19 protein-coding genes and 3 tRNA genes are annotated in these 18,587 nt (G+C 51.5%); 6 read left to right on the top strand and 16 right to left on the bottom strand.

Going from position 1 to position 18,587, the window contains the following annotated elements; all coding sequences use genetic code 11:
- Positions 1-6 precede the first annotated feature (6 nt).
- The 11 genes from hisH to B1728_RS32720 form a co-directional block, all read right to left on the bottom strand.
- Entirely contained in the window at positions 7-618 is a 612-nt protein-coding gene (gene hisH, locus B1728_RS32770; RefSeq protein WP_079914636.1) for an imidazole glycerol phosphate synthase subunit HisH, read from the bottom strand.
- Between the two features lie 2 nt (positions 619-620).
- Positions 621-1,223 (bottom strand): imidazoleglycerol-phosphate dehydratase HisB, encoded by a 603-nt coding sequence (hisB, locus tag B1728_RS32765; RefSeq protein WP_256865607.1) that lies wholly within the window; start codon positions 1,221-1,223, stop codon positions 621-623.
- Positions 1,216-2,505 (bottom strand): histidinol dehydrogenase, encoded by a 1,290-nt coding sequence (gene hisD / locus B1728_RS32760; RefSeq protein WP_079914634.1) that lies wholly within the window; start codon positions 2,503-2,505, stop codon positions 1,216-1,218. The genes hisB and hisD overlap by 8 nt, the downstream gene beginning before the upstream one ends.
- A 65-nt stretch (positions 2,506-2,570) precedes the next feature.
- On the bottom strand, positions 2,571-3,209 hold the full coding sequence (hisG, locus tag B1728_RS32755) for an ATP phosphoribosyltransferase (protein ID WP_079914633.1): 639 nt from the start codon (positions 3,207-3,209) through the stop codon (positions 2,571-2,573).
- Between the two features lie 12 nt (positions 3,210-3,221).
- Positions 3,222-4,421: an ATP phosphoribosyltransferase regulatory subunit gene (locus tag B1728_RS32750; protein WP_079914632.1), complete on the bottom strand. Its 1,200-nt coding sequence runs from the start codon at positions 4,419-4,421 to the stop codon at positions 3,222-3,224.
- 295 nt (positions 4,422-4,716) lie between these two features.
- Positions 4,717-5,475 carry a phosphoribosylformimino-5-aminoimidazole carboxamide ribotide isomerase gene (hisA, locus tag B1728_RS32745; protein ID WP_079914631.1) on the bottom strand — a complete coding sequence of 253 codons (759 nt, stop codon included), beginning with the start codon at positions 5,473-5,475 and terminating at the stop codon, positions 4,717-4,719.
- Positions 5,465-5,995 (bottom strand): acyltransferase, encoded by a 531-nt coding sequence (locus tag B1728_RS32740; RefSeq protein WP_079914630.1) that lies wholly within the window; start codon positions 5,993-5,995, stop codon positions 5,465-5,467. Before B1728_RS32740 ends, hisA begins: the two co-directional genes overlap by 11 nt.
- Positions 5,979-6,644, bottom strand: coding sequence for a pyrophosphatase PpaX (gene ppaX, locus B1728_RS32735; RefSeq protein WP_079914629.1), 666 nt, complete (start codon positions 6,642-6,644; stop codon positions 5,979-5,981). The genes B1728_RS32740 and ppaX overlap by 17 nt, the downstream gene beginning before the upstream one ends.
- Positions 6,645-6,696: 52 nt before the next feature.
- Positions 6,697-7,701: a prolipoprotein diacylglyceryl transferase gene (gene lgt / locus B1728_RS32730; protein ID WP_079914628.1), complete on the bottom strand. Its 1,005-nt coding sequence runs from the start codon at positions 7,699-7,701 to the stop codon at positions 6,697-6,699.
- Positions 7,702-7,738: 37 nt separating this feature from the next.
- Positions 7,739-8,680 carry an HPr(Ser) kinase/phosphatase gene (gene hprK, locus B1728_RS32725; RefSeq protein WP_079914627.1) on the bottom strand — a complete coding sequence of 314 codons (942 nt, stop codon included), beginning with the start codon at positions 8,678-8,680 and terminating at the stop codon, positions 7,739-7,741.
- A gap of 102 nt (positions 8,681-8,782) precedes the next feature.
- Positions 8,783-9,709 (bottom strand): LysR family transcriptional regulator, encoded by a 927-nt coding sequence (locus B1728_RS32720; protein ID WP_306293563.1) that lies wholly within the window; start codon positions 9,707-9,709, stop codon positions 8,783-8,785.
- Between the two features lie 177 nt (positions 9,710-9,886).
- Between B1728_RS32720 and B1728_RS32715 the strand changes: the two genes are divergently transcribed.
- Positions 9,887-10,933, top strand: coding sequence for a YeiH family protein (locus B1728_RS32715; RefSeq protein ID WP_079914626.1), 1,047 nt, complete (start codon positions 9,887-9,889; stop codon positions 10,931-10,933).
- Between the two features lie 171 nt (positions 10,934-11,104).
- On the opposite strand, the gene B1728_RS32710 is transcribed toward B1728_RS32715, so the two are convergent.
- Both B1728_RS32710 and B1728_RS32705 read right to left on the bottom strand, forming a co-directional pair.
- A complete protein-coding gene (locus tag B1728_RS32710; RefSeq protein ID WP_079914625.1) occupies positions 11,105-12,229 on the bottom strand; it encodes an ABC transporter ATP-binding protein in 1,125 nt (374 codons plus the stop codon).
- Positions 12,230-12,321: 92 nt separating this feature from the next.
- Entirely contained in the window at positions 12,322-13,437 is a 1,116-nt protein-coding gene (locus tag B1728_RS32705) for a PucR family transcriptional regulator (protein ID WP_079914624.1), read from the bottom strand.
- A gap of 237 nt (positions 13,438-13,674) precedes the next feature.
- Between B1728_RS32705 and B1728_RS32700 the strand changes: the two genes are divergently transcribed.
- From B1728_RS32700 to B1728_RS32680, 5 genes are all read left to right on the top strand, one after another.
- Positions 13,675-14,925 carry a nickel-dependent lactate racemase family protein gene (locus B1728_RS32700; RefSeq protein ID WP_079914623.1) on the top strand — a complete coding sequence of 417 codons (1,251 nt, stop codon included), beginning with the start codon at positions 13,675-13,677 and terminating at the stop codon, positions 14,923-14,925.
- 34 nt (positions 14,926-14,959) lie between these two features.
- The gene (locus B1728_RS32695; protein ID WP_377739706.1) at positions 14,960-15,355 is read left to right on the top strand and encodes a hypothetical protein; all 396 of its coding nucleotides are present in this window, start codon (positions 14,960-14,962) and stop codon (positions 15,353-15,355) included.
- A gap of 5 nt (positions 15,356-15,360) precedes the next feature.
- Positions 15,361-15,963 (top strand): gluconate 2-dehydrogenase subunit 3 family protein, encoded by a 603-nt coding sequence (locus B1728_RS32690; RefSeq protein ID WP_079914621.1) that lies wholly within the window; start codon positions 15,361-15,363, stop codon positions 15,961-15,963.
- Positions 15,953-17,524, top strand: a complete 1,572-nt coding sequence (locus B1728_RS32685; protein WP_079914620.1) for a GMC family oxidoreductase — start codon at positions 15,953-15,955, stop codon at positions 17,522-17,524. Before B1728_RS32690 ends, B1728_RS32685 begins: the two co-directional genes overlap by 11 nt.
- Positions 17,525-17,632: 108 nt before the next feature.
- Positions 17,633-17,938 carry an MTH1187 family thiamine-binding protein gene (locus tag B1728_RS32680; RefSeq protein ID WP_079914744.1) on the top strand — a complete coding sequence of 102 codons (306 nt, stop codon included), beginning with the start codon at positions 17,633-17,635 and terminating at the stop codon, positions 17,936-17,938.
- A gap of 253 nt (positions 17,939-18,191) precedes the next feature.
- On the opposite strand, the gene B1728_RS32675 is transcribed toward B1728_RS32680, so the two are convergent.
- The 3 genes from B1728_RS32675 to B1728_RS32665 all read right to left on the bottom strand — a co-directional run bounded on the left by B1728_RS32675 (position 18,192) and on the right by B1728_RS32665 (position 18,468).
- Positions 18,192-18,264 (bottom strand) — tRNA-Lys (locus B1728_RS32675).
- A gap of 8 nt (positions 18,265-18,272) precedes the next feature.
- A tRNA-Tyr gene (locus B1728_RS32670) sits at positions 18,273-18,357 on the bottom strand.
- A 35-nt stretch (positions 18,358-18,392) separates the two neighbouring features.
- Positions 18,393-18,468: transfer RNA gene (locus tag B1728_RS32665), tRNA-Phe, on the bottom strand.
- Positions 18,469-18,587: the final 119 nt, after the last annotated feature.

Raw genomic sequence — 18,587 nt, 5'->3', positions numbered from 1 at the left:
CTGGTACTAACAGCTGACCCTGCACAGCTCGAGAAAATTACCTAGCAGCTTCATGCCGATGCTGCCGCTCTTTTCGGGATGGAACTGCATCCCGTATATTTGATTCCGTCCGACGATGGCTGTTACCTGCTGGTAATAATCCGTCGTCGCAAGCAGATCCGACCGCTGCTCCGGTTGAACATGATAGGAGTGCACGAAGTAGACATGCCCTTGCTCGATGCCCTTGAATAACGGGCTCGACTGCACGAATTGCAGCCGGTTCCAGCCCATGTGCGGCACCTTGTAGCTGCCGCGGAAGCGGACCACGCTGCCCGGCAGCAGGTTCAAGCCTTCGTGCGAGCCGTGCTCCTCACTGCGGCTGAACAAAAGCTGCATGCCGAGACAGATGCCGAGAAGCGGCTTGCCGGATTCCGCATAACGCTTAACCGCACCGTCCAGCTGCGATTCGCGCAGATGCTCCATCGCATCGCCGAAGGCGCCAACGCCCGGCAGGATGGCGCCGTCCGCAGCCATAATCTGCTGCTCGTCGGAGGTGATCACCGCCTCATAGCCAAGGCGCTCAACGGCCTTGCTGACGCTGTGCAGATTGCCCATGCCATAGTCGATAATGGCGATCATGGCTACAGCACTCCCTTCGTGGATGGCACGCCTTTCACGCGCGGATCGATGCTCGTCGCTTCGTCCAGCGCACGGCCGAGCGCTTTGAATATCGCTTCGATCATGTGATGCGTGTTTTGGCCGTAGTGGACAATGACATGCAGAGTAATGCGGGCTTCCAATGCGAATTTCCAGAGGAATTCTTGAACCATCTCCGTCGAGAAGCTGCCGACCTGATTGGATGGGTACTGGGCACGGTATTCGAAGTGCGGACGGTTGCTCACGTCGATCACGACTTGGGCCAGTGCTTCATCCATAGGGATGAATACGTTGGCGTACCGTTTGATCCCTTTCTTGTCGCCCAGCGCTTCACGCAGTGTTGAGCCTAAGCAAATCCCGATATCCTCCACCGTATGGTGGTCGTCGATATCGATATCTCCGATGGCCTTAACCTGCAGGTCAAATTGGCCGTGCTTCGTAAACAAGTCAAGCATATGGTTCAGGAACGGCACGTCTGTTTCGATTTCCGAGACACCGGAGCCGTCCACGTTAAAGTTCAGTTGAATGTCCGTTTCATTCGTTTTACGGGCAATGCTTGCCGAGCGGGTCGCTTGTTGATCAGCCACGGGAAATCCCTTCTTTCTCAAGTCGTATTTGTATCGCCCTTGCGTGGGCTTCGAGCCCTTCATGGCGGGCTAATGCGATAATTTTGTCCCCGTTCTTAAGGAGCGCATCCTTGCTATAATAAATGACGCTCGATTTCTTCATGAAATCATCCACATTCAATGGGGAAGAGAAACGAGCCGTGCCGTTCGTCGGCAGCACATGGTTCGGGCCGGCGAAATAATCGCCTACCGGCTCGGAGCTGTACGGTCCAAGGAAGATGGCGCCGGCATTTTCGATAGCGCTCAAATACTGGAACGGCTCCTTCACGAGCACCTCGAGATGCTCGGGCGCCAGCCGGTTGACGGCGCGCACGCCCTCCTCGAGACTGTCTACCGTGAGGATCGCCCCATAATCGCGGATCGATGCAGAAGCGATGTCCTTCTTCGGCAGCGTCTCCAGCTGGCGGGCTACCTCCGCCTGCACCGCCTCGGCAAGCGGCTTGGACGGCGTGATGAGGATCGCCGAAGCCATCTCGTCGTGCTCCGCCTGCGACAGCAGGTCGGCCGCCACGTAGGCCGCGTCGGCCGACTCATCGGCCAGCACCACGATCTCGCTCGGGCCGGCGATGCTATCGATGTCCACTGCACCGAACACGTAGCGCTTGGCCAGCGCTACATAGATGTTGCCCGGCCCCACGATCTTATCCGCTGCCGGAATCGACTCCGTACCGTAGGCCAGAGCGGCTACCGCCTGCGCTCCTCCGACACGGTAAATCTCTTTGACACCCGCTTCCGCAGCTGCAACTAGGATGTGCGGGTCGATGCCTTCGACCCCGGCGGTTGCCGGTGGGGTGACCATTACAATCTCGGGCACTCCGGCTACCTGTGCGGGAATGGCGTTCATCAGCACGGAGGACGGATACGCCGCCTTTCCGCCCGGAACATACAGGCCTACCCGGCGAAGCGGACGGATCACTTGCCCCAGGATGCTGCCATCCGGCTGCAAATCCATCCAGGAGGTGCGCATCTGCTTCTCGTGGAACCGCCGAATATTATCCGCCGCTTCCCTGATCGCGGTGAGGAAGCTCTCGTCTACCTTCGCGTAGGCCGCCTCAGTCTCCGCATCGCTCACGCGCAGCTCATCGACCGTAATTTTATCGAATTGCTGTGCGAACCGTCTGAGCGCTGCGTCGCCTTCCCTGCGCACGCTCTCAATAATGCTTTTGACCCGCTCGTTCTGCTCTTCCGAGCCGTACTCCACTTCACGCTGAAGCGCAAATTCGCTGGCCGGCATGATTTTCATCACGATTTCCCCCTTGCCCTTGTAATTGCCATTTATGATATAGATAAGCTCTTTATTTTCTTTCTCTACGCTTTTCCTGAGGCTGCCATCATTTGCTGCAGCTTATCGCACAAAACCTGAATCGCTTCATTCTTCATCCGGTAGCTGACACGATTGGCAATCAGCCTGCTCGTGATAGAGAAGATCTCCTCCTGCTCGACCAGTCCGTTCTCTCTAAGCGTCTGTCCGGTCTCCACCATATCCACGATACGGTCGGCGAGCCCGATCAGCGGGGCCAGCTCAATGGAACCGTTCAGCTTGATCACTTCCACCTGCTGTCCGCGCTCGCGAAAATATTGCGAAGCCACATTCGGATATTTCGTGGCAACCCTCGGATTCAGTACCGGCTTCCAATCAGGAAGACCGATGACGGACATCCGGCACCTTGCAATGCCAAGATCCAGCAGCTCATACACATCGCGGTTCTCTTCCATCAGAACGTCCTTACCGACAACGCCGATATCCGCTACGCCATATTCCACGTACGTCGCTACATCGACCGGCTTGGCCATAATAAATTCCAGCCCCGCTTCCGGCACCGGAATGATGAGCTTGCGCGAATCGTCCATATCGTCCTGAATCGGAAAGCCCGCTTCTCGGAACAGCTTGGAAGCCTGCTTATATATACGCCCTTTGGGCATCGCCACTTTCAATACATCCTGCATATCCATGCTCCTTTACCCAAACTCGATGACGTCTTGGTAGATAGCTCCGTTAACGAAGAACGTTCCATCATCTTTACGTACCGGCTGGAACTCGTTCAATCTGTCCGGGATCAACCGCGTTTCTACCATCGTACCGCCCTGCTGACGCATTTCGTGCGCTTTCTTGAACGCTTCCCCGCGTTTAGACGCGGTATATGCAATCAGTACCTTGGAAGGCGTTATAATCGGCTGTTTGCTCACAGCCTCGAGAATCCGGTTCGTCTTAAGAGCAAAGCCCGTTGCCGGAGCCGGACGGCCGAATTGGGTCAATAAGTTGTCATATCTGCCTCCACTGCAAACCGGAAATCCTAGATCTGCCGCGTAGCCCTCGAACGTCATTCCCGTATAATAGGAGAAGTCTCCAATCATGGTCAAATCGATGACTACATGCTCGCTAACACCGTAAGCCTCCAGCACATCCCACACCTCGCACAAGTGCTCGATGGATTGCTGCGCCATCGGATCGCGAGCCACCTGCTTGGCTTGAGCGCAGATTTCCTGCCCCCCGCGCAAGCGCAGAATGCCTTCCAGCTCCTGTTGCATGTCAGCTGAAAGCCCCAGGGATTTAATCGTATCCCGGTAGCCTACATAATCCCGATTGAGCAAGCATTCCTTTAATGCCTGCTGCGCTTCGCTTCTCTCTTTCAGCGTTTCATTAAATAATCCGGTCAAAAAGCCGACATGACCCAATGCGATTTTAAAGCGCTCTACCCCCGCCGCCTGTAAGCTCGCAATGGCAAGAGCAATAACCTCCGCATCGGATTCCGAGGAAGCGTCTCCTACCAGCTCCACGCCTGCCTGGAAAAACTCTGCGTCCCGCCCCGCTTCCGCTTCAAAAGCACGAAATACGTTAGCATGATAGGATAGCCGGATCGGAAAAGGCTTCTCCTTCAATAACGAGGATACAACCCGGGCGATCGGCGCCGTTACATCCGAACGCATAACCAGCGTCGTCCCGTTACGGTCCAGCAGCTTGAACAGCTTCCGATCCTCTGTCGAGCTGGCTACCCCTACTGTATCATAGAATTCCAGCGTCGGCGTAATAATTTCCGAATAACCCCAGCGCTCCATGCATTGCAGAACATTGGTTTCAATAGAGCGGAGTTTAGCTGCCGCCTCTGGAAGATAATCTTTAACTCCGGTCGGTTTTTCAAACACTTTTGGTTTCGACACCGATCTTCACCCGCCTAATAGTAACAGTCATCTTTTTTCAACGTATTCGCTTTAGTTCGCTAATATGCTACCATACTACCAAAATAAAGAATGTATTCGTAAGTGTACCACCGAACACCTGCGGCGTCAATGAATACACAGCAAAAATTGATGGAAAAAAGCCTTTGTCAGCGCACTTTTACAGAAGCACTTACTCGTAAGGCGAACTACCTTATACATGATGAAGCGGGACAATGCCAAACCGCAACCGTCTGTCATTCAGCGGAACCGGCTTACTCCGGACATGGGATATGAATTATTGCTTATTCGAATAAGCCACTACATCTTTGTAGGACAGCTTCCCCCCGAAGATATCCAATGCGCTGCCTATCGTAAGATCCAGCTTTCCATCACAAAGCGACCGGAACAGCTCCATATCCTCCATAGACCTTGCTCCCCCCGCATACGTCGTAGGGATCGACACGCATTCGGCTAGATGACGGACCAGACTTTGCTGAATGCCGGACTGCTTGCCCTCCACATCCACCGCGTGAACGAGGAATTCATCACAAAACTGCTCCAAATAACGGATATTATCCGGACTCACTTCAAAATTGCTGAACGTCTTCCACTGGTTGGTGACCACGTACCATTTGCCATCTTTTTCCTTACAGCTTAAATCGATCACTAACCGGTCTTTCCCGACCTCTGACACGATGCTGTTCAGGTTGCCGGTATTCAGCTCTCCGTCCCGGAAAATGTAGGAGGTGACGATAACATGCGATGCTCCCTGCTCCAAATAATAAGCCGCATTGTCCGATGTGATGCCGCCCCCGATCTGGAGCCCTCCTTCATACTGGCGCAGCGCTTTCACAGCCGCTTCTTCATTGCCGCCGCCCAGCATGATGACATGTCCGCCTAACAGACGATCCTGCTTGAACATTTCGGCATAGTAAGCGGAATCATACTCGGATACGAAATTTTCAACGACGCCCTGCTGACCTGCATTCAGCGTTTCCCCTACAATTTGCTTCACTTTCCCCTGATGAAGATCAATACATGGTCTAAACTTCATTCTTGTTCCCCGTCCCCTCTGTTGATTGTCCCTCTCTCACATCTTCGCGGATAACGCGCAGCGGATTTCCCGCGACAAAGCTGTACGCCGCTACATCCTTATGAACGACGGATCCCGCCCCAATCACCGCATGGTCACCGATTGTGACCCCCGGCAGTATTGTCGTGTTCGCTCCGATCATTACGTTCGACCCGATACGCACGGTGCCTATCCGGTATTCTTTAATCAAGTATTCATGCGTCAATATCGTAGTATTGTATCCGATAATAGAATTGCTGCCGACCTCGATTCGTTCAGGGAAGAATACATCCACCATAACCATTAACGCAAAGGAGGTATGCTCCCCCACCTTCATCCCAAGCACATGGCGGTAAATCCAGCGCTTAAAGGACAAGAAGGGTGCATACCGCGTCAATTGGATAAAGATAAAATTGCGGACCGCCTTCCAAAAGCTGACGGTCCTGTACATTTGCCATAATGAATTCGGTCCTTCCACCGAAAATCTATCTGTTTGTCTCAAGCGAACTCTCCTCGATTCCTGCAATAGGAAGCAGTTCTCTTATATCGTCAATAATATAGGTCGGATTATATTGCTTTAAATAAGGGATTCCCTTCAAGGACCAGGCAACGCCTACAGCAGGGATTCCCGCATTATGGGCGGCCTCCAGATCATAGTGGCTGTCACCGACCATTAACGCTCCCGACGTATCGGAGCCGAGCTCCTTCAGCGCCTTGCGTATTCCTTCCGGATCCGGCTTCGCGCGCTGCACTTCATCTACTGTTACAATCGCACCGAAATAATCGTAAATGCCGCATAGCTTCAAGCCCATCTCCGTAGTCAGCCTTACTTTGCTCGTCACGACGCCCAGTTTGATGCCCGCGGCATGCAGACGTGCAAGCGTATCACGAACATGCGGGAATTCCTTTACCAGTTCGTCATGCTTTTCGACATTGAACTTCCGGTATTTCTGCACCAGGTCATCCACCGTATCTCTACCGGAGAAGAACTGCATTTGCTCCACAAGCGGCCTTCCCATATTGGGAATAATATGCTCGCGGGTAACCGGCTCTTTCGTTACGCCTTCAAACGTATGCAAAAACGATTGGATGATCAGCTCATTCGTATCGAGTATCGTTCCATCGAGGTCAAATAACATCGTATGAATCATGAATTAAGCTCCTTTATCATGCTGTTCGGGTAGAGAGAGCCTTACGGCTCTCTTAATGATCCGTGGTAGGGTCCGACGGCTTGGCGGAAGCGGATGATTCCACAGTATCCTTAGGGCCGCCAGACGGATGCTCTTGTGTATCCTTTCCCTTCACTCGCTCGATCGGATCGGAATAGCGAGCCGATGCCGCCCCGGTCTTTCTGCGAACGAACATCAGAATGAAGGCTGCAATAACAATCAGCACGGCCAATAGCTGCGAAATTCTAACATTGCCGCCGTACGTCATGTATCCGGGCTCGAAGCCCATCCATGTCATCGGCGCCCACAAACCGTTCATTAAGGAAGCCAGCCATTCCGGACCCGTGAAGTCCAGACTATCCGTTCTCAGACCTTCCACGAAGAAACGTCCGATGGAATACCAGATGAAATAGCTCATAAACAGCTCCCCCGCACGCAGGAAAGGCCTTCTGCGCAGGATAAGGAGCAGTACCAGCCCTACAATATTCCACAGCGACTCATACAAGAAGGTAGGATGGTAGAACTGTCCGTCAATGAACATTTGATTCACAATAAAATCCGGCAGATGAAGCGAGTTCCTCAAGAAGGTCTCGCTGACAGGCCCGCCGTGAGCTTCCTGGTTCATAAAGTTGCCCCAGCGTCCGATCGCTTGTCCGACGATTAACCCGGGAGCGCAAATATCGGCAATGCGCCAGAACGAGTATCCTTTTCTCCGGACATAAATAAGAGCTGCTATGATCGCTCCTATCAGAGCACCATATATGGCGATCCCGCCATGCCATACTTTAATAATTTCCGATAAATTATCTCTGTAATCTTCCCATTTGAACGCTACATAATAAATCCGGGCCCCGATAATGGCTGAAGGAACACCTATCAGCACCAAATCCATGAAAAAATCCGGATTCATTCCGAACCGTTTGCCTTCCTGAATAGCCAACAGAAGTCCGACGAGAGCCGCCGTTCCCAGAATAATCCCGTACCAATGTACCTGCAGAGATCCTATGCCGAACGCGATAGGATTAATTGCCAGCAGCATGTTGCTCCTCCTTCATAAGAATGACTCAGCATTCTAATTATTCCATATCGTCGATATCTTCCGACAACGATTCGGTCAGCTTGTTCGTGAACTGAAGCGCCGCGTTATAGCCCATCCGTTTCAGACGGAAGTTCATCGCCGCCACTTCAATAATGACCGCCAGGTTACGTCCCGGACGAACCGGAATGGTAACCAGAGGAACGTCGGTGTCAATAATGCGGGTCGTTTCCTCATCCAGACCAAGACGGTCGTATTGCTTCTCCTGCTGCCAAGTCTCCAGCTTGACAACAACGGAGATCTTCTTCACGTTACGAACCGCCCCTGCGCCGAACAGGGTCATAACGTTAATAATACCGACACCGCGGATTTCAAGCAGATGGCGGATCAGCTCAGGCGCATTTCCGTTAAGTACATGGTCCGCCGTCTGGCGAATTTCTACCGCATCGTCCGCAATCAAACGATGTCCCCGCTTAACAAGCTCCAGAGCCGTTTCGCTCTTACCGATACCGCTGCTGCCGGAAATCAGCATCCCGATACCGTAAACGTCTACAAGAACGCCGTGAATCGTTGTAGAAGGGGCCAATTTATTTTCCAGAAACCCCGTAATGCGGCTCGCAAGGATGGTAGTCGACACTTTGGTTCGAAGCACCGGAATATTGCAATCATTGGCGGCAGCCAATAGCTCGATCGGTACATCCAGCCCGCGGCTGATCAAAATACAAGGTGTATCCTCCGGCTCGCACAGCTTTCTCATCCGGGTCATTCGGTCATCCGAAGTTAAACCGTCAAAGAAGGTCAGCTCGGTTTTCCCGAGAATCTGCACCCGTTCTGTCGGATGGAATTCGTAAAAGCCCGCCATAACCAGCCCGGGGCGATATAAGTCAGCGACAGTAATGGGACGTTTAAGACCGCCCTCACCGCAAATCACTTCGAGGTGAAACTCTTCAACCAAGTCAGATACTTTTACTTTTCTAGGCATCTTTGTTCCGTCTCCTTCGTTTTCCCAATAATCCCATCGTATAAAAAATACAAGCATAAATCAACAAGCTTTGGGATTTCATCTATGGAAGATTTAACGCTGCTATCCTTGAAATTGCCTAAGCTTTTGAATAAACATTTTGGCTGCCATTGTTTCTACGGCCGACCTTTTGTCCCGCAGAAGCCTGAAATCCCGGAGCAGCCGGGTCTGTTTCACCGGAATGCTGCATAATTCCCCTGTCTCCAGCTCCTTGCGTACGACAAGCCTGGACAGCATGGCAACCCCGAGACCTGCGACAACGGCTTCCTTTACCCCTTGACTGCTGCTGAATACGTAGGAACGCCTCATTCTGATGCCCGATTTCTCCATGAACTGATCGCTGAACGCTCTTGTTCCCGATCCGGGTTCCCTCAAGACCCATACATGATCCTGGAGCATCTCGATATCGACGGCTTTTTTCACGACACATAACGGGTGGTCCGCCGGAGCGACAAGAACCAACTCATCTTCCATAAAAGGGGGCTGCAGTTCAATTTCGGCATGCTCCACATTCCCTTCAACCAGACCAATATCCAGTTCATGGGAACGAACCGCTTGGGCAATTTCCTCCGTATTCCCGATCGTCACGCTAATATCGATTTGCGGGTACTGAGCTGTGAATTCCGCCAAAAACCGGGGCAGCACATATTCCCCGATCGTCAAGCTCGCTCCTATCTTCAACGTTCCGGCCACCTCATCGCGCAATTGACGTATGGCTTCCTTCGCCGAATCATAGAGGGCGAGCATTTGCTTGGCCTGTTGATACAATATCTCCCCCGCTTCCGTAACCTTTACCTGTTTGGAGGAGCGGTGAACAAGCTTGGCGCCGAATTCATTTTCCAAATTGCGTATATGCAAACTGACCCCTGGCTGAGAAAGATTCAGCATTTCAGCGGCCCGTGAGAAATGGCTCTGTTCAACTACCATGACGAACACTCTTAATGTATCTACAATCATAACCTGCTCCTTCGCTGTCTGCCCTGCCTGCAAAGCTCATCCTGCTGTAATCCCCATTGTATCCTTTTCATTCCAACGGAACAATCCCGTATAATCCGCGCTTGAAGCATAACAATAACTAATCCTACGCATAGCATATCGGTATTTCACTTTTCATTCTGCTCATCTTATAGTTAGAGGCAAGTTAAAGAAAAAGGAGTCGATAGTACCATGAGTCAAGCACAGGCGCTTTCCTCGCAAAAACAAAGCAAACCGTGGGTCGGTTTCCTCATAGGCATCGCTTTAACCTTGCTGATTGCATTGGCTGCGAAATATTTGTCCGGCTTTCCGTTCCTGAGCATTATGGGTCAGCTGGTCATTGCCATATTACTAGGCATCATTTGGAGGGCATCCATTGGCATGCCGGCCAGGGCTGCAGCAGGAACCCAGTTTTCCAGCAAAAAGCTGCTCAGGCTAGGCATAATCCTCCTGGGGATGCGTCTCAACCTGGTGGATATTGTTCACGCCGGACCGAAAGTATTTGTACTGGCCGTTATCGTCATCGTGTTTACGCTGAGTGTCGTCTATGGACTGACCCGTCTGTTTAAGGTAGAAAAAGGGCTGGGCATTTTGACGGCCTGCGGAACCGCAATTTGCGGGGCTGCCGCCGTCGTCGCCATAGCGCCTCAAATTAAAGCCAGAGATGAAGAAACGGCCATAGGCGCTGCCATCGTAGCTATTCTGGGTACGATATTTACTCTGCTCTATACGTTCCTGTTCCCTGTGCTGGGTCTTTCCCCTCTGGGTTACGGAGTGTTCTCAGGAGCTACCCTTCACGAAATTGCCCACGTTATTGCCGCCGCTGCGCCGGGGGGGAACGATGCGGTAGATATGGCGGTTATCGTTAAGCTCACCCGTGTCGCGCTTCTTGTTCCTGTAGCCATTGTCATCGGCATTTGGGCCAATCGTTCCCAGCGCAAGGAAGGGACGGGTTCAGCCGCAGCCTCGTGGAAATCCATTCCGATTCCCTGGTTCATTCTCGGGTTCCTCGTCGTGAGCGGGATCCATTCGCTTAATATCGTTCCGGAAGCTGCAGCAAGCGCTATGGTTACGGCTGCTTATATGCTTATCGCAATGGCCATGGCCGGACTCGGTCTCGGTGTCGATCTTGCCGCATTCCGCCGACTGGGCATGAAGTCCTTCGCCGCAGGGCTTATCGGCTCCGTATTGCTATCCGGATTAGGCTTTGCGATGGTGCATCTGCTCCACCTAGCCTAGAGAATGAGCCTTCGCTTTAAGGTCCCTAACTAGCTCCTCTTGCTATGTAAGAGGGCTTTTTTTTTGAGTGCCCTTTGCATCCTTCGGCCGATCCTTTGCGGGGGTCCTGGCAAACGACAAGCAATACCAAAAAAGGACCAGCCATTACGACTGGTCCTCAGTTTATATCAATTAGTTGTTTACAAGGATAGACAAAGTAGTTTGTGGATCGAAGAAGTGAACTTTGTTCATATCGATCGCCAACTTCACGTTTGTGCCTTCTTTGACGCTTGCACGGCCGTCAACACGAGCTACGACGCTGTTTTTGCCAATGCCGTTCAAGTGCAATAGCATTTCGTGACCCAAATTCTCGGAAACCTCGATGTGAGCGTTCACGATAGTGTTAGGGGAAGCTTCCAGGAATACCGGCTCTTCATGGAAATCCTCTGGACGAACACCCATAACCACTTCTTTACCGATGTAGCCTTTTTCGCGAAGCAATTTTGCTTTGCCTTCTGGAATTTCGACGCTAACGCCGTTAGCTTTGAAGTAGACGCTGCCGCCTTGCTCCGCCAAAGAACCAGGAACAAAGTTCATGGATGGAGATCCGATGAAGCCTGCAACGAACATGTTCAACGGGAAGTTGTAAATTTCTTCCGGAGTAGCCGCTTGTTGAATGATCCCTTTATCCATAACGACGATACGATCGCCCATGGTCATAGCTTCTGTTTGGTCATGCGTTACGTAGATAATAGTTGTTTCAAGACGTTTGTGCAATTTGCCGATTTCAGCACGCATCTGTACGCGCAATTTAGCATCCAGGTTGGACAACGGCTCATCCATCAAGAACACTTGCGGTTCACGAACGATCGCACGGCCCAAGGCAACCCGCTGACGTTGACCACCGGAAAGAGCTTTTGGCTTACGATCCAGCAAATGCTCGATGTCAAGAATTTTTGCAGCTTCGCGTACGCGAGCTTCGATGTCGGCTTTTTTGAACTTACGAAGCTTCAAACCAAAAGCCATGTTTTGATACACGTTCATATGTGGATACAAAGCGTAAGATTGGAATACCATCGCGATGTCGCGGTCTTTAGGTGCAACATCGTTTACCAAACGGTCGCCAATGTAAAGTTCGCCTTCAGTGATCTCTTCCAAACCTGCAATCATACGAAGAGTTGTGGACTTACCGCAACCGGATGCGCCTACAAGAACCAAGAACTCTTTATCTTTGATTTCAAGATGGAAATCTTTCACTGTCGCTTCTTCAGCACCTGCGTATCTTTTAACGATGTGGTTTAAACGTACACCTGCCATGGTTTATTCCCCCTACGAATTTTAGTATCAAGTTATATTGCTATCTTACCGTAGGAATGGTTTTGTGACTATGCACAATCTTCACAAAAAAATCACTTTCTTTTCGTTACTTTGTACAATAGCAATGCGATCTTGACCAAAACCGCGTCGTTAAAGGTCCGGACATCCAGTCCAGTCTCCTGCTTGAACTTGTCCAATCGATATAATAACGTATTCCGGTGAATATAGAGCTTCTTGGCCGTTTCGCTGACATTGCAGTCCAATTGAAAAAACTGCTCCAGCGTCGTCATCGTCTCCGCATCGAGAACCGCATCCAGCCGCTTCAGCACGCGTTCGAGGAAGCTCGCCTTCTCCCCTTCGGGAATCAGGTTAATCAGCTTCTCCAGCTGCAGCATCCATGGAAGATGCATATTACTGCCCATGTGGTAAGTACGGCCGAGCATCATCGTTTCTCTTAGCTGCAGCACCGTAGCGTAGAGAGATTTGGACGGCATAATCGGATAGTGAATGGCCAGGTGGCTGTCGCCGACCCATTCGTTTTCGAGCATTTCATGGAGGCCGTAACCAATAGCGGCGAGCGTATCCTCCAGACTATCCTCCTCGCCATAATCCCGTTCGTCGCTGGTATCCATCGTCAGCATTTTTTCCGAACCGAGAATAAGCCATTCCTTGTCCATTAACGGAATAAGCACGATCTCCGAATCAAAGAACGACTCCAGCAGCTTCTTGAGCTCCTGGTAGCTGACTCTCCTGGACTGTGAATAGTCTCCATACAGCAGAAGTGGAATTTTAGTAGAGTATAAAGATAATTGCGATACCAGCGTGTCCGGCATCTCTGCATTGGTTAAGCCCAAATCCTGCTGCTGCTTGAACCAGTCGCGGACCATGCCAACCCTTCGCTCTTCTTCGCTGATAGAAAGGATCGGCTTCTTCTCCTGCATCCGGTTGGATTCCAGCATCAGCTCGATCAGCTGGCGCTCCGCCTGATTCAGCCGGTTCGCTTCAATGCTTAGCACGATGGCATCCGCATGATCCTTATTCAGCAAAAAGATGAGCTGCTGCTCCTTCTGCAAGCTTTTGGGCGGCGCTCCTTTGCCGAGAGCCTCTGTATCCGCCTCACGGAGCCATTGCTCCCATGTCCATCTTGTCAACCTTACGGGTGCATCAAATATTTGTTCAAGCTGCTGCCTTAACGGTTCCCAGTCCATACCCGAACTCCCAACGTAAGTGTATTTATCTATATACCTTCATCATAGCAAAAAAAAGCACAGCATAAAACCAAAAATGCTTCGCCGACCCCTTGCATCCGCGAAGCTTAATTATCCCCCTCCCAAAGCAAGTCACAAGCCGATCTGTTGACTGAAAATAGTATCGGCTTCGCAGGATATTTTCGATCGGTTTGGTAATAATTGAACTGTTCGAATCTCGACTAGGGGGCCGCCGCAATTTTCCATTTACCTTATGGCAAGACGACCATACCTCTTTCAGTACCCGAGGGCCTGCCGGCGGATATCATCACGTACCGGGCAGACCAAACCGAGGAGAAGCAACTTTCGTCCCGGAACCGGATTCTTCAAGCACTGTCCCAGCCCATCGGGTCACCGAGGCTCTCCGAGCTTGCGGCAGGGCGTCATAGCGCCGTTATTATCATTAGTGACGGAACCAGGCTTAGTCCGAGTCATCTGCTTCTTCCTCCGCTATTGGAGGAGTTGAACCAAGCGGGCATCCCGGACCCATCGATTGATATTATCATTGCCCTGGGCATGCATCGGAAGCATACGCGGGAAGAAATGGAGCAGCTCGTAGGGCCGGCCGTCTACAAGCGGATCCGGGTTCACAACCACTCGGCCGCAGCCGAGGACTGTATTCGGCTTGGAACCACCTCCTTCGGGACGCCGATTGAAATCAACCGGCTGGCCGTCAAGGCCGATCTTCGAATCGCAACCGGCAATATGGAGCCCCACGCTTTGGCGGGAATATCGGGCGGAATCAAAGCCGTCGTACCGGGAATCGCCTCCAGAAGATGCATTGAGCATAACCATAGCTTATCGCAGCAATTCAAGGCAGTTCCAGGTCATCCTGACAATCCGATTCATCAAGATATGGAGGAAGCACTCCGCTTTATTACGGTCGATTTTATGCTTAATGTCGTTGTCGACCATGAGAAGCACGTGCTGGAGGCCGCAGCAGGCCATATTACGGCAGCACATAAAGCGTTAATCAGCCAAGCTGCATCCCGTTTCGTGGTCCCTGTTAAGCAAACCTACGACCTTACGGTGGTCTCTCCAGGCGGGCGTCCCAAAGATCTCCAGCTGTATCAAGCCATCAAGGCGCTTCGTAATGCATCGGCTCTAACAAGAACGGGCGGAACGATTATTATGGCGGCGGAATGCCCGGAAATGCTCGGGAACGGCATCTTTCAATTCTGGGTAGAGACGATGAAGGACCGCCAAACCATGGTAGATCAACTGAAGCGGGAGTTTCAGCTGGGCGCTCATAAAATCCTTCATTTGGACGAGGTTTTGACCAAACAGCGCGTTTACCTTTATTCGGCGCTGCCCCGTCCTATTGTAGAGCTGCTGGGCCTCTTGCCTGTGGACGATGTACAAGCCGCTTTTACCGAATCGATTTCCGGACAAGGCAAATCCATTGCTCTTATGCCTTACGGCTCTCTAACCTACCCTCAACTGCCCTAAAAAACTAACCGTATGACGAATGGAGGAAGCCCCATTGCAGCATTGGACCTACTGGACATTGGACCGCATGGTCATTTTATTTGTCGGGATTGCCTTTATAGCGATCGGCGCTCAAGTAACCCTGTCCCATTACCGGCAAAATTTCCATCACAAATCCATGTGGCTGCCTGTTATCTCCGCCCCTATATTCAGTCTCGCCGGTATTGTTCTTGCCCTTGTCCGGCTGGAGTGGCTTTTCTACCTGTTTACCCTTCTGATGTGGGTGGGTGTTGTCATCGGTACCGTAGGCTTCTATTTTCATTTTCACGGTGTCGGTGTCAGAGTCGGAGGGTATAAAATGCGCAACTTCCTGGCCGGTCCTCCCGTCATTCTGCCCGTTTTGTTTATCGCTATGTGTGCTCTTGGTCTACTAGTCATGTATTGGAGGTAGCTTGTATGAACCCGAACCTAAGCCGTTACCCTACGTACGACGTCATGTCCGCACAGCACGAATGGGATCAGCATACCCGCACCATTGTCAATGAAAGGCTTCATACCGGCGGGGATTATCTGTTTTTGTCCGTAACCGAAGCGGAAATACTCCGAAGCTGGTGCTCCCTTCTTATGGACGACGCAAGAGGAGAAATCATACAGTATGTCATTGAGCATATCGACCATACCTTATCAGCTGGCATAGAAAGCGAACGTAAATCTGACGTTCCCCACGCTGCGGCGCTCATTAGAGCGGGACTGGAGGCGCTTGATGACTCTTGCCAGGTTCTTTATACGGAACGATTCTTTCATCTGGATACCGAACGGCAGCTTCAGATCATGACCTCCATCAGTGAAAATGACGCCTTGCCGCACGATACATGGAAGACTATTCCTCAAAGCGTTTTTTTTCAGAAGCTGCTGCGCTTGACTACGGAAGCCTATTATTCCCACCCCCGTGTTTGGTCGGATATTGGGTATGGAGGACCCGCTTATCCTCGGGGATACGTACGTATGCATCCCGGGCAGCTGGACCCATGGGAGGCGAAGCCCAAAAATGAAGCGTAAATATGAAGGACAAGAAGTCGATGTTGTCATCGTCGGTGCCGGAGCTGCCGGAGGCGTGCTGGCCAAGGAGCTCAGCGAAGCCGGAATGAGTGTAGTCGTGCTGGATGCCGGGCCTTTCCTTGATCCGCAGCATGACTTTGCCAGTGACGAGCTGTCCATGCAGCGGCTTGGCTGGCAGGATACCCGAATCGTCGCAGGCGATAACCCACTGCAGATGGGACATAATAACTCGGGCAGAGGGGTCGGAGGGGGGACCGTCCATTTTACAGGAGTGTTCCTAAGGTTCCACGATACAGACTTTCTGGCCCGAACGCGAGACGGCGTAGCGGAAGATTGGCCCATCCGTTATGAAGATCTGGCGCCCTACTACGACAAGATCGAAAAGGAAATTGCAGTGGCCGGTCCCAGACATTTTCCATGGGGGAATTTTCACGGACCTTACCCTTATCCCGAACGGGATAGATTAAGCCCCAACGCTTTCATGTTCCAAAAAGGGTGCGAAAAGCTGGGCATCCGTTCTACGGTTACCCCTCTGGCTATTCTTTCAGCGCCGTTTGAAGACAGACCGCCTTGCATCAATCGGGGCTTTTGCAACCAAGGATGTATGCCGAACGCCAAATTCAGCACTCTCATCGTACATATTCCCAAAGCGATCCGTGCCGGCGCCGAGGTGCTCGCCGATTGTATGGTGACCCAAGTCCTGATGAAGCCCGACGGAAAAGCGACAGGCGTTACGTTCATCCATAACGGGGTAACGTATGAGCAAAAGGCGAAACTGGTCATCCTCTCGGCCTATGTAGTGGAGACGCCGCGGCTTCTTCTGAATTCTGCAAACAGCCGGTTTCCCGATGGCCTGGCCAATAGCAGCGGTTGGGTGGGCAAAGCTATTATGACCCATAGCAGCCATGACGTGTATGCAAAGTTCAAAGAGGATATCCGGCTGTACAAAGGAACCCCGGTCTTGGCCAGTACGCAGGACTTTTATGAAACATCGCCTGATCATGACTTCGTCAGAGGCTACACGCTTCACTCTCACGGGGCGAGACCGGTCAGCTTCGCTCAAGGCGTCACTCAATCATCCAGCACTCCGGTTTGGGGATCACGGCTGCGCCAAATCATGCTTGATTATAATTTTTACGGCCGAGCCACCATGGTCGGCGAAGTGCTTCCCCATCCGGACAACCGTGTAACCTTAAGCGATGAGCTGGACTCATACGGGCTCCCAAGAGCCAAGGTCACCTTCAGCTATGGCGAAAATGATCAACGGCTCATCCAACACGCGGTTCAGAAGATGAAGGATATTTTAGAAGCGGCTGGAGGTCAGCCTGAAATGACCGTTTCCGATACCGCTCATTTGATGGGAGGCTGCCGGATGGGCAACGACCCGAAGGAATCGGTTGTGAATTCGTTTGGCCAAACCCATGATATTTCCAATCTGTTTGTCTGCGACGCCAGCATATTCGTTACCTCCGGGGCGGGGAACCCGACGAATACCGTAATGGCTCTAGCGGCGCGAACCGCAGATTACATCCGCAACCAAGCTGCCCGCTTGGAGCTGTAAGAAGCCTCTTGCCTCCATCCGGGGGAAAGAGGTTTTTATTTGATGCTTCCTGACATAAGCGATACAATGAGAGACAAACCTAATTTTCAATCAATGGAGGAAGCTTTCATGGCTATTGTTGAATTAACCATTATCCCCATAGGCACTGCAACGACCAGCTTAAGTCAATATGTTGCGGATATTCAAAAGGTTCTGGAGCAGGCCAACGAGCCTATTCATTACGAAATGACCTCGATGAGCACCATTATTGAAGGGGAGCTCGACGATTTGATGACCGTTATCCGCCGTCTTCATGAGGTTCCTTTCAGCCACGGTGCTGAACGCGTATCTACGTCCATCAAAATCGATGACCGGCGGGATAAAAAGGCATCTATGGAGCAAAAACTAAAATCGGTCGCAGAGAAGATGAAATGAGTTAACACCAGAACCTTGGGCTCTGTTCAGGTTCTTTGCAAGGATCCCAGAAATTTAGAACGACAGAAGGCCATAGTAGCAGTATGAACAAAAATGTTCCTTTATCAAGGATGTTTCCCACCGCATAGAAGTCTATAAAACTAAAAAAAGCGGGGCCCAGCGGCTCCGCTTTTTTCCATGTCGTTGTATGCTGTTAGTTGCTCATAAAACTTGCTCATAAAACAAAAAAGAGACCTTACGGTCTCTCTTCAGATGAGTCATGAAGGACTCGAACCTTCGACACCCTGATTAAAAGTCAGGTGCTCTACCAACTGAGCTAATGACTCACATGAAATGGTGGAGGCTGATGGATTCGAACCACCGAACTCAATGAGAACAGATTTACAGTCTGCTGCGTTTGGCCACTTCGCTAAGCCTCCATATGATGCGGCTTCCTGCTTTTGCAGTACGCCTATGGTGGCTCGGGACGGAATCGAACCGCCGACACGAGGATTTTCAGTCCTCTGCTCTACCGACTGAGCTACCGAGCCTTATAAGAATATCTTGTCCAATCTTACGCATTTCTATTTTGAAAAATGGCGGAGCCGACGGGATTCGAACCCGCGGTCTCCTGCGTGACAGGCAGGCATGTTAGGCCTCTACACCACGG

The organism is Paenibacillus sp. 32352 (assembly GCF_002042965.1).
Taxonomy (GTDB): Bacteria; Bacillota; Bacilli; order Paenibacillales; family NBRC-103111; genus Paenibacillus_S; species Paenibacillus_S vulneris.
Note: the sequence above shows the minus strand (reverse complement) of the source record. Positions and strands in the feature narration are given on the sequence as shown.

What these genes read in the sequence shown, in the direction of transcription:
- hisH (WP_079914636.1), bottom strand. Translation starts at nt 618, where the DNA reads ATGATCGCCATTATCGACTATGGCATGGGCAATCTGCACAGCGTCAGC.
- hisD (WP_079914634.1), bottom strand. Translation starts at nt 2,505, where the DNA reads ATGAAAATCATGCCGGCCAGCGAATTTGCGCTTCAGCGTGAAGTGGAG.
- hisG (WP_079914633.1), bottom strand. Translation starts at nt 3,209, where the DNA reads ATGCAGGATGTATTGAAAGTGGCGATGCCCAAAGGGCGTATATATAAG.
- hisA (WP_079914631.1), bottom strand. Translation starts at nt 5,475, where the DNA reads ATGAAGTTTAGACCATGTATTGATCTTCATCAGGGGAAAGTGAAGCAA.
- ppaX (WP_079914629.1), bottom strand. Translation starts at nt 6,644, where the DNA reads ATGATTCATACGATGTTATTTGACCTCGATGGAACGATACTCGATACG.
- lgt (WP_079914628.1), bottom strand. Translation starts at nt 7,701, where the DNA reads ATGCTGCTGGCAATTAATCCTATCGCGTTCGGCATAGGATCTCTGCAG.
- hprK (WP_079914627.1), bottom strand. Translation starts at nt 8,680, where the DNA reads ATGCCTAGAAAAGTAAAAGTATCTGACTTGGTTGAAGAGTTTCACCTC.
- B1728_RS32715 (WP_079914626.1), top strand. Translation starts at nt 9,887, where the DNA reads ATGAGTCAAGCACAGGCGCTTTCCTCGCAAAAACAAAGCAAACCGTGG.
- B1728_RS32710 (WP_079914625.1), bottom strand. Translation starts at nt 12,229, where the DNA reads ATGGCAGGTGTACGTTTAAACCACATCGTTAAAAGATACGCAGGTGCT.
- B1728_RS32705 (WP_079914624.1), bottom strand. Translation starts at nt 13,437, where the DNA reads ATGGACTGGGAACCGTTAAGGCAGCAGCTTGAACAAATATTTGATGCA.
- B1728_RS32690 (WP_079914621.1), top strand. Translation starts at nt 15,361, where the DNA reads ATGAACCCGAACCTAAGCCGTTACCCTACGTACGACGTCATGTCCGCA.
- B1728_RS32685 (WP_079914620.1), top strand. Translation starts at nt 15,953, where the DNA reads ATGAAGCGTAAATATGAAGGACAAGAAGTCGATGTTGTCATCGTCGGT.
- B1728_RS32680 (WP_079914744.1), top strand. Translation starts at nt 17,633, where the DNA reads ATGGCTATTGTTGAATTAACCATTATCCCCATAGGCACTGCAACGACC.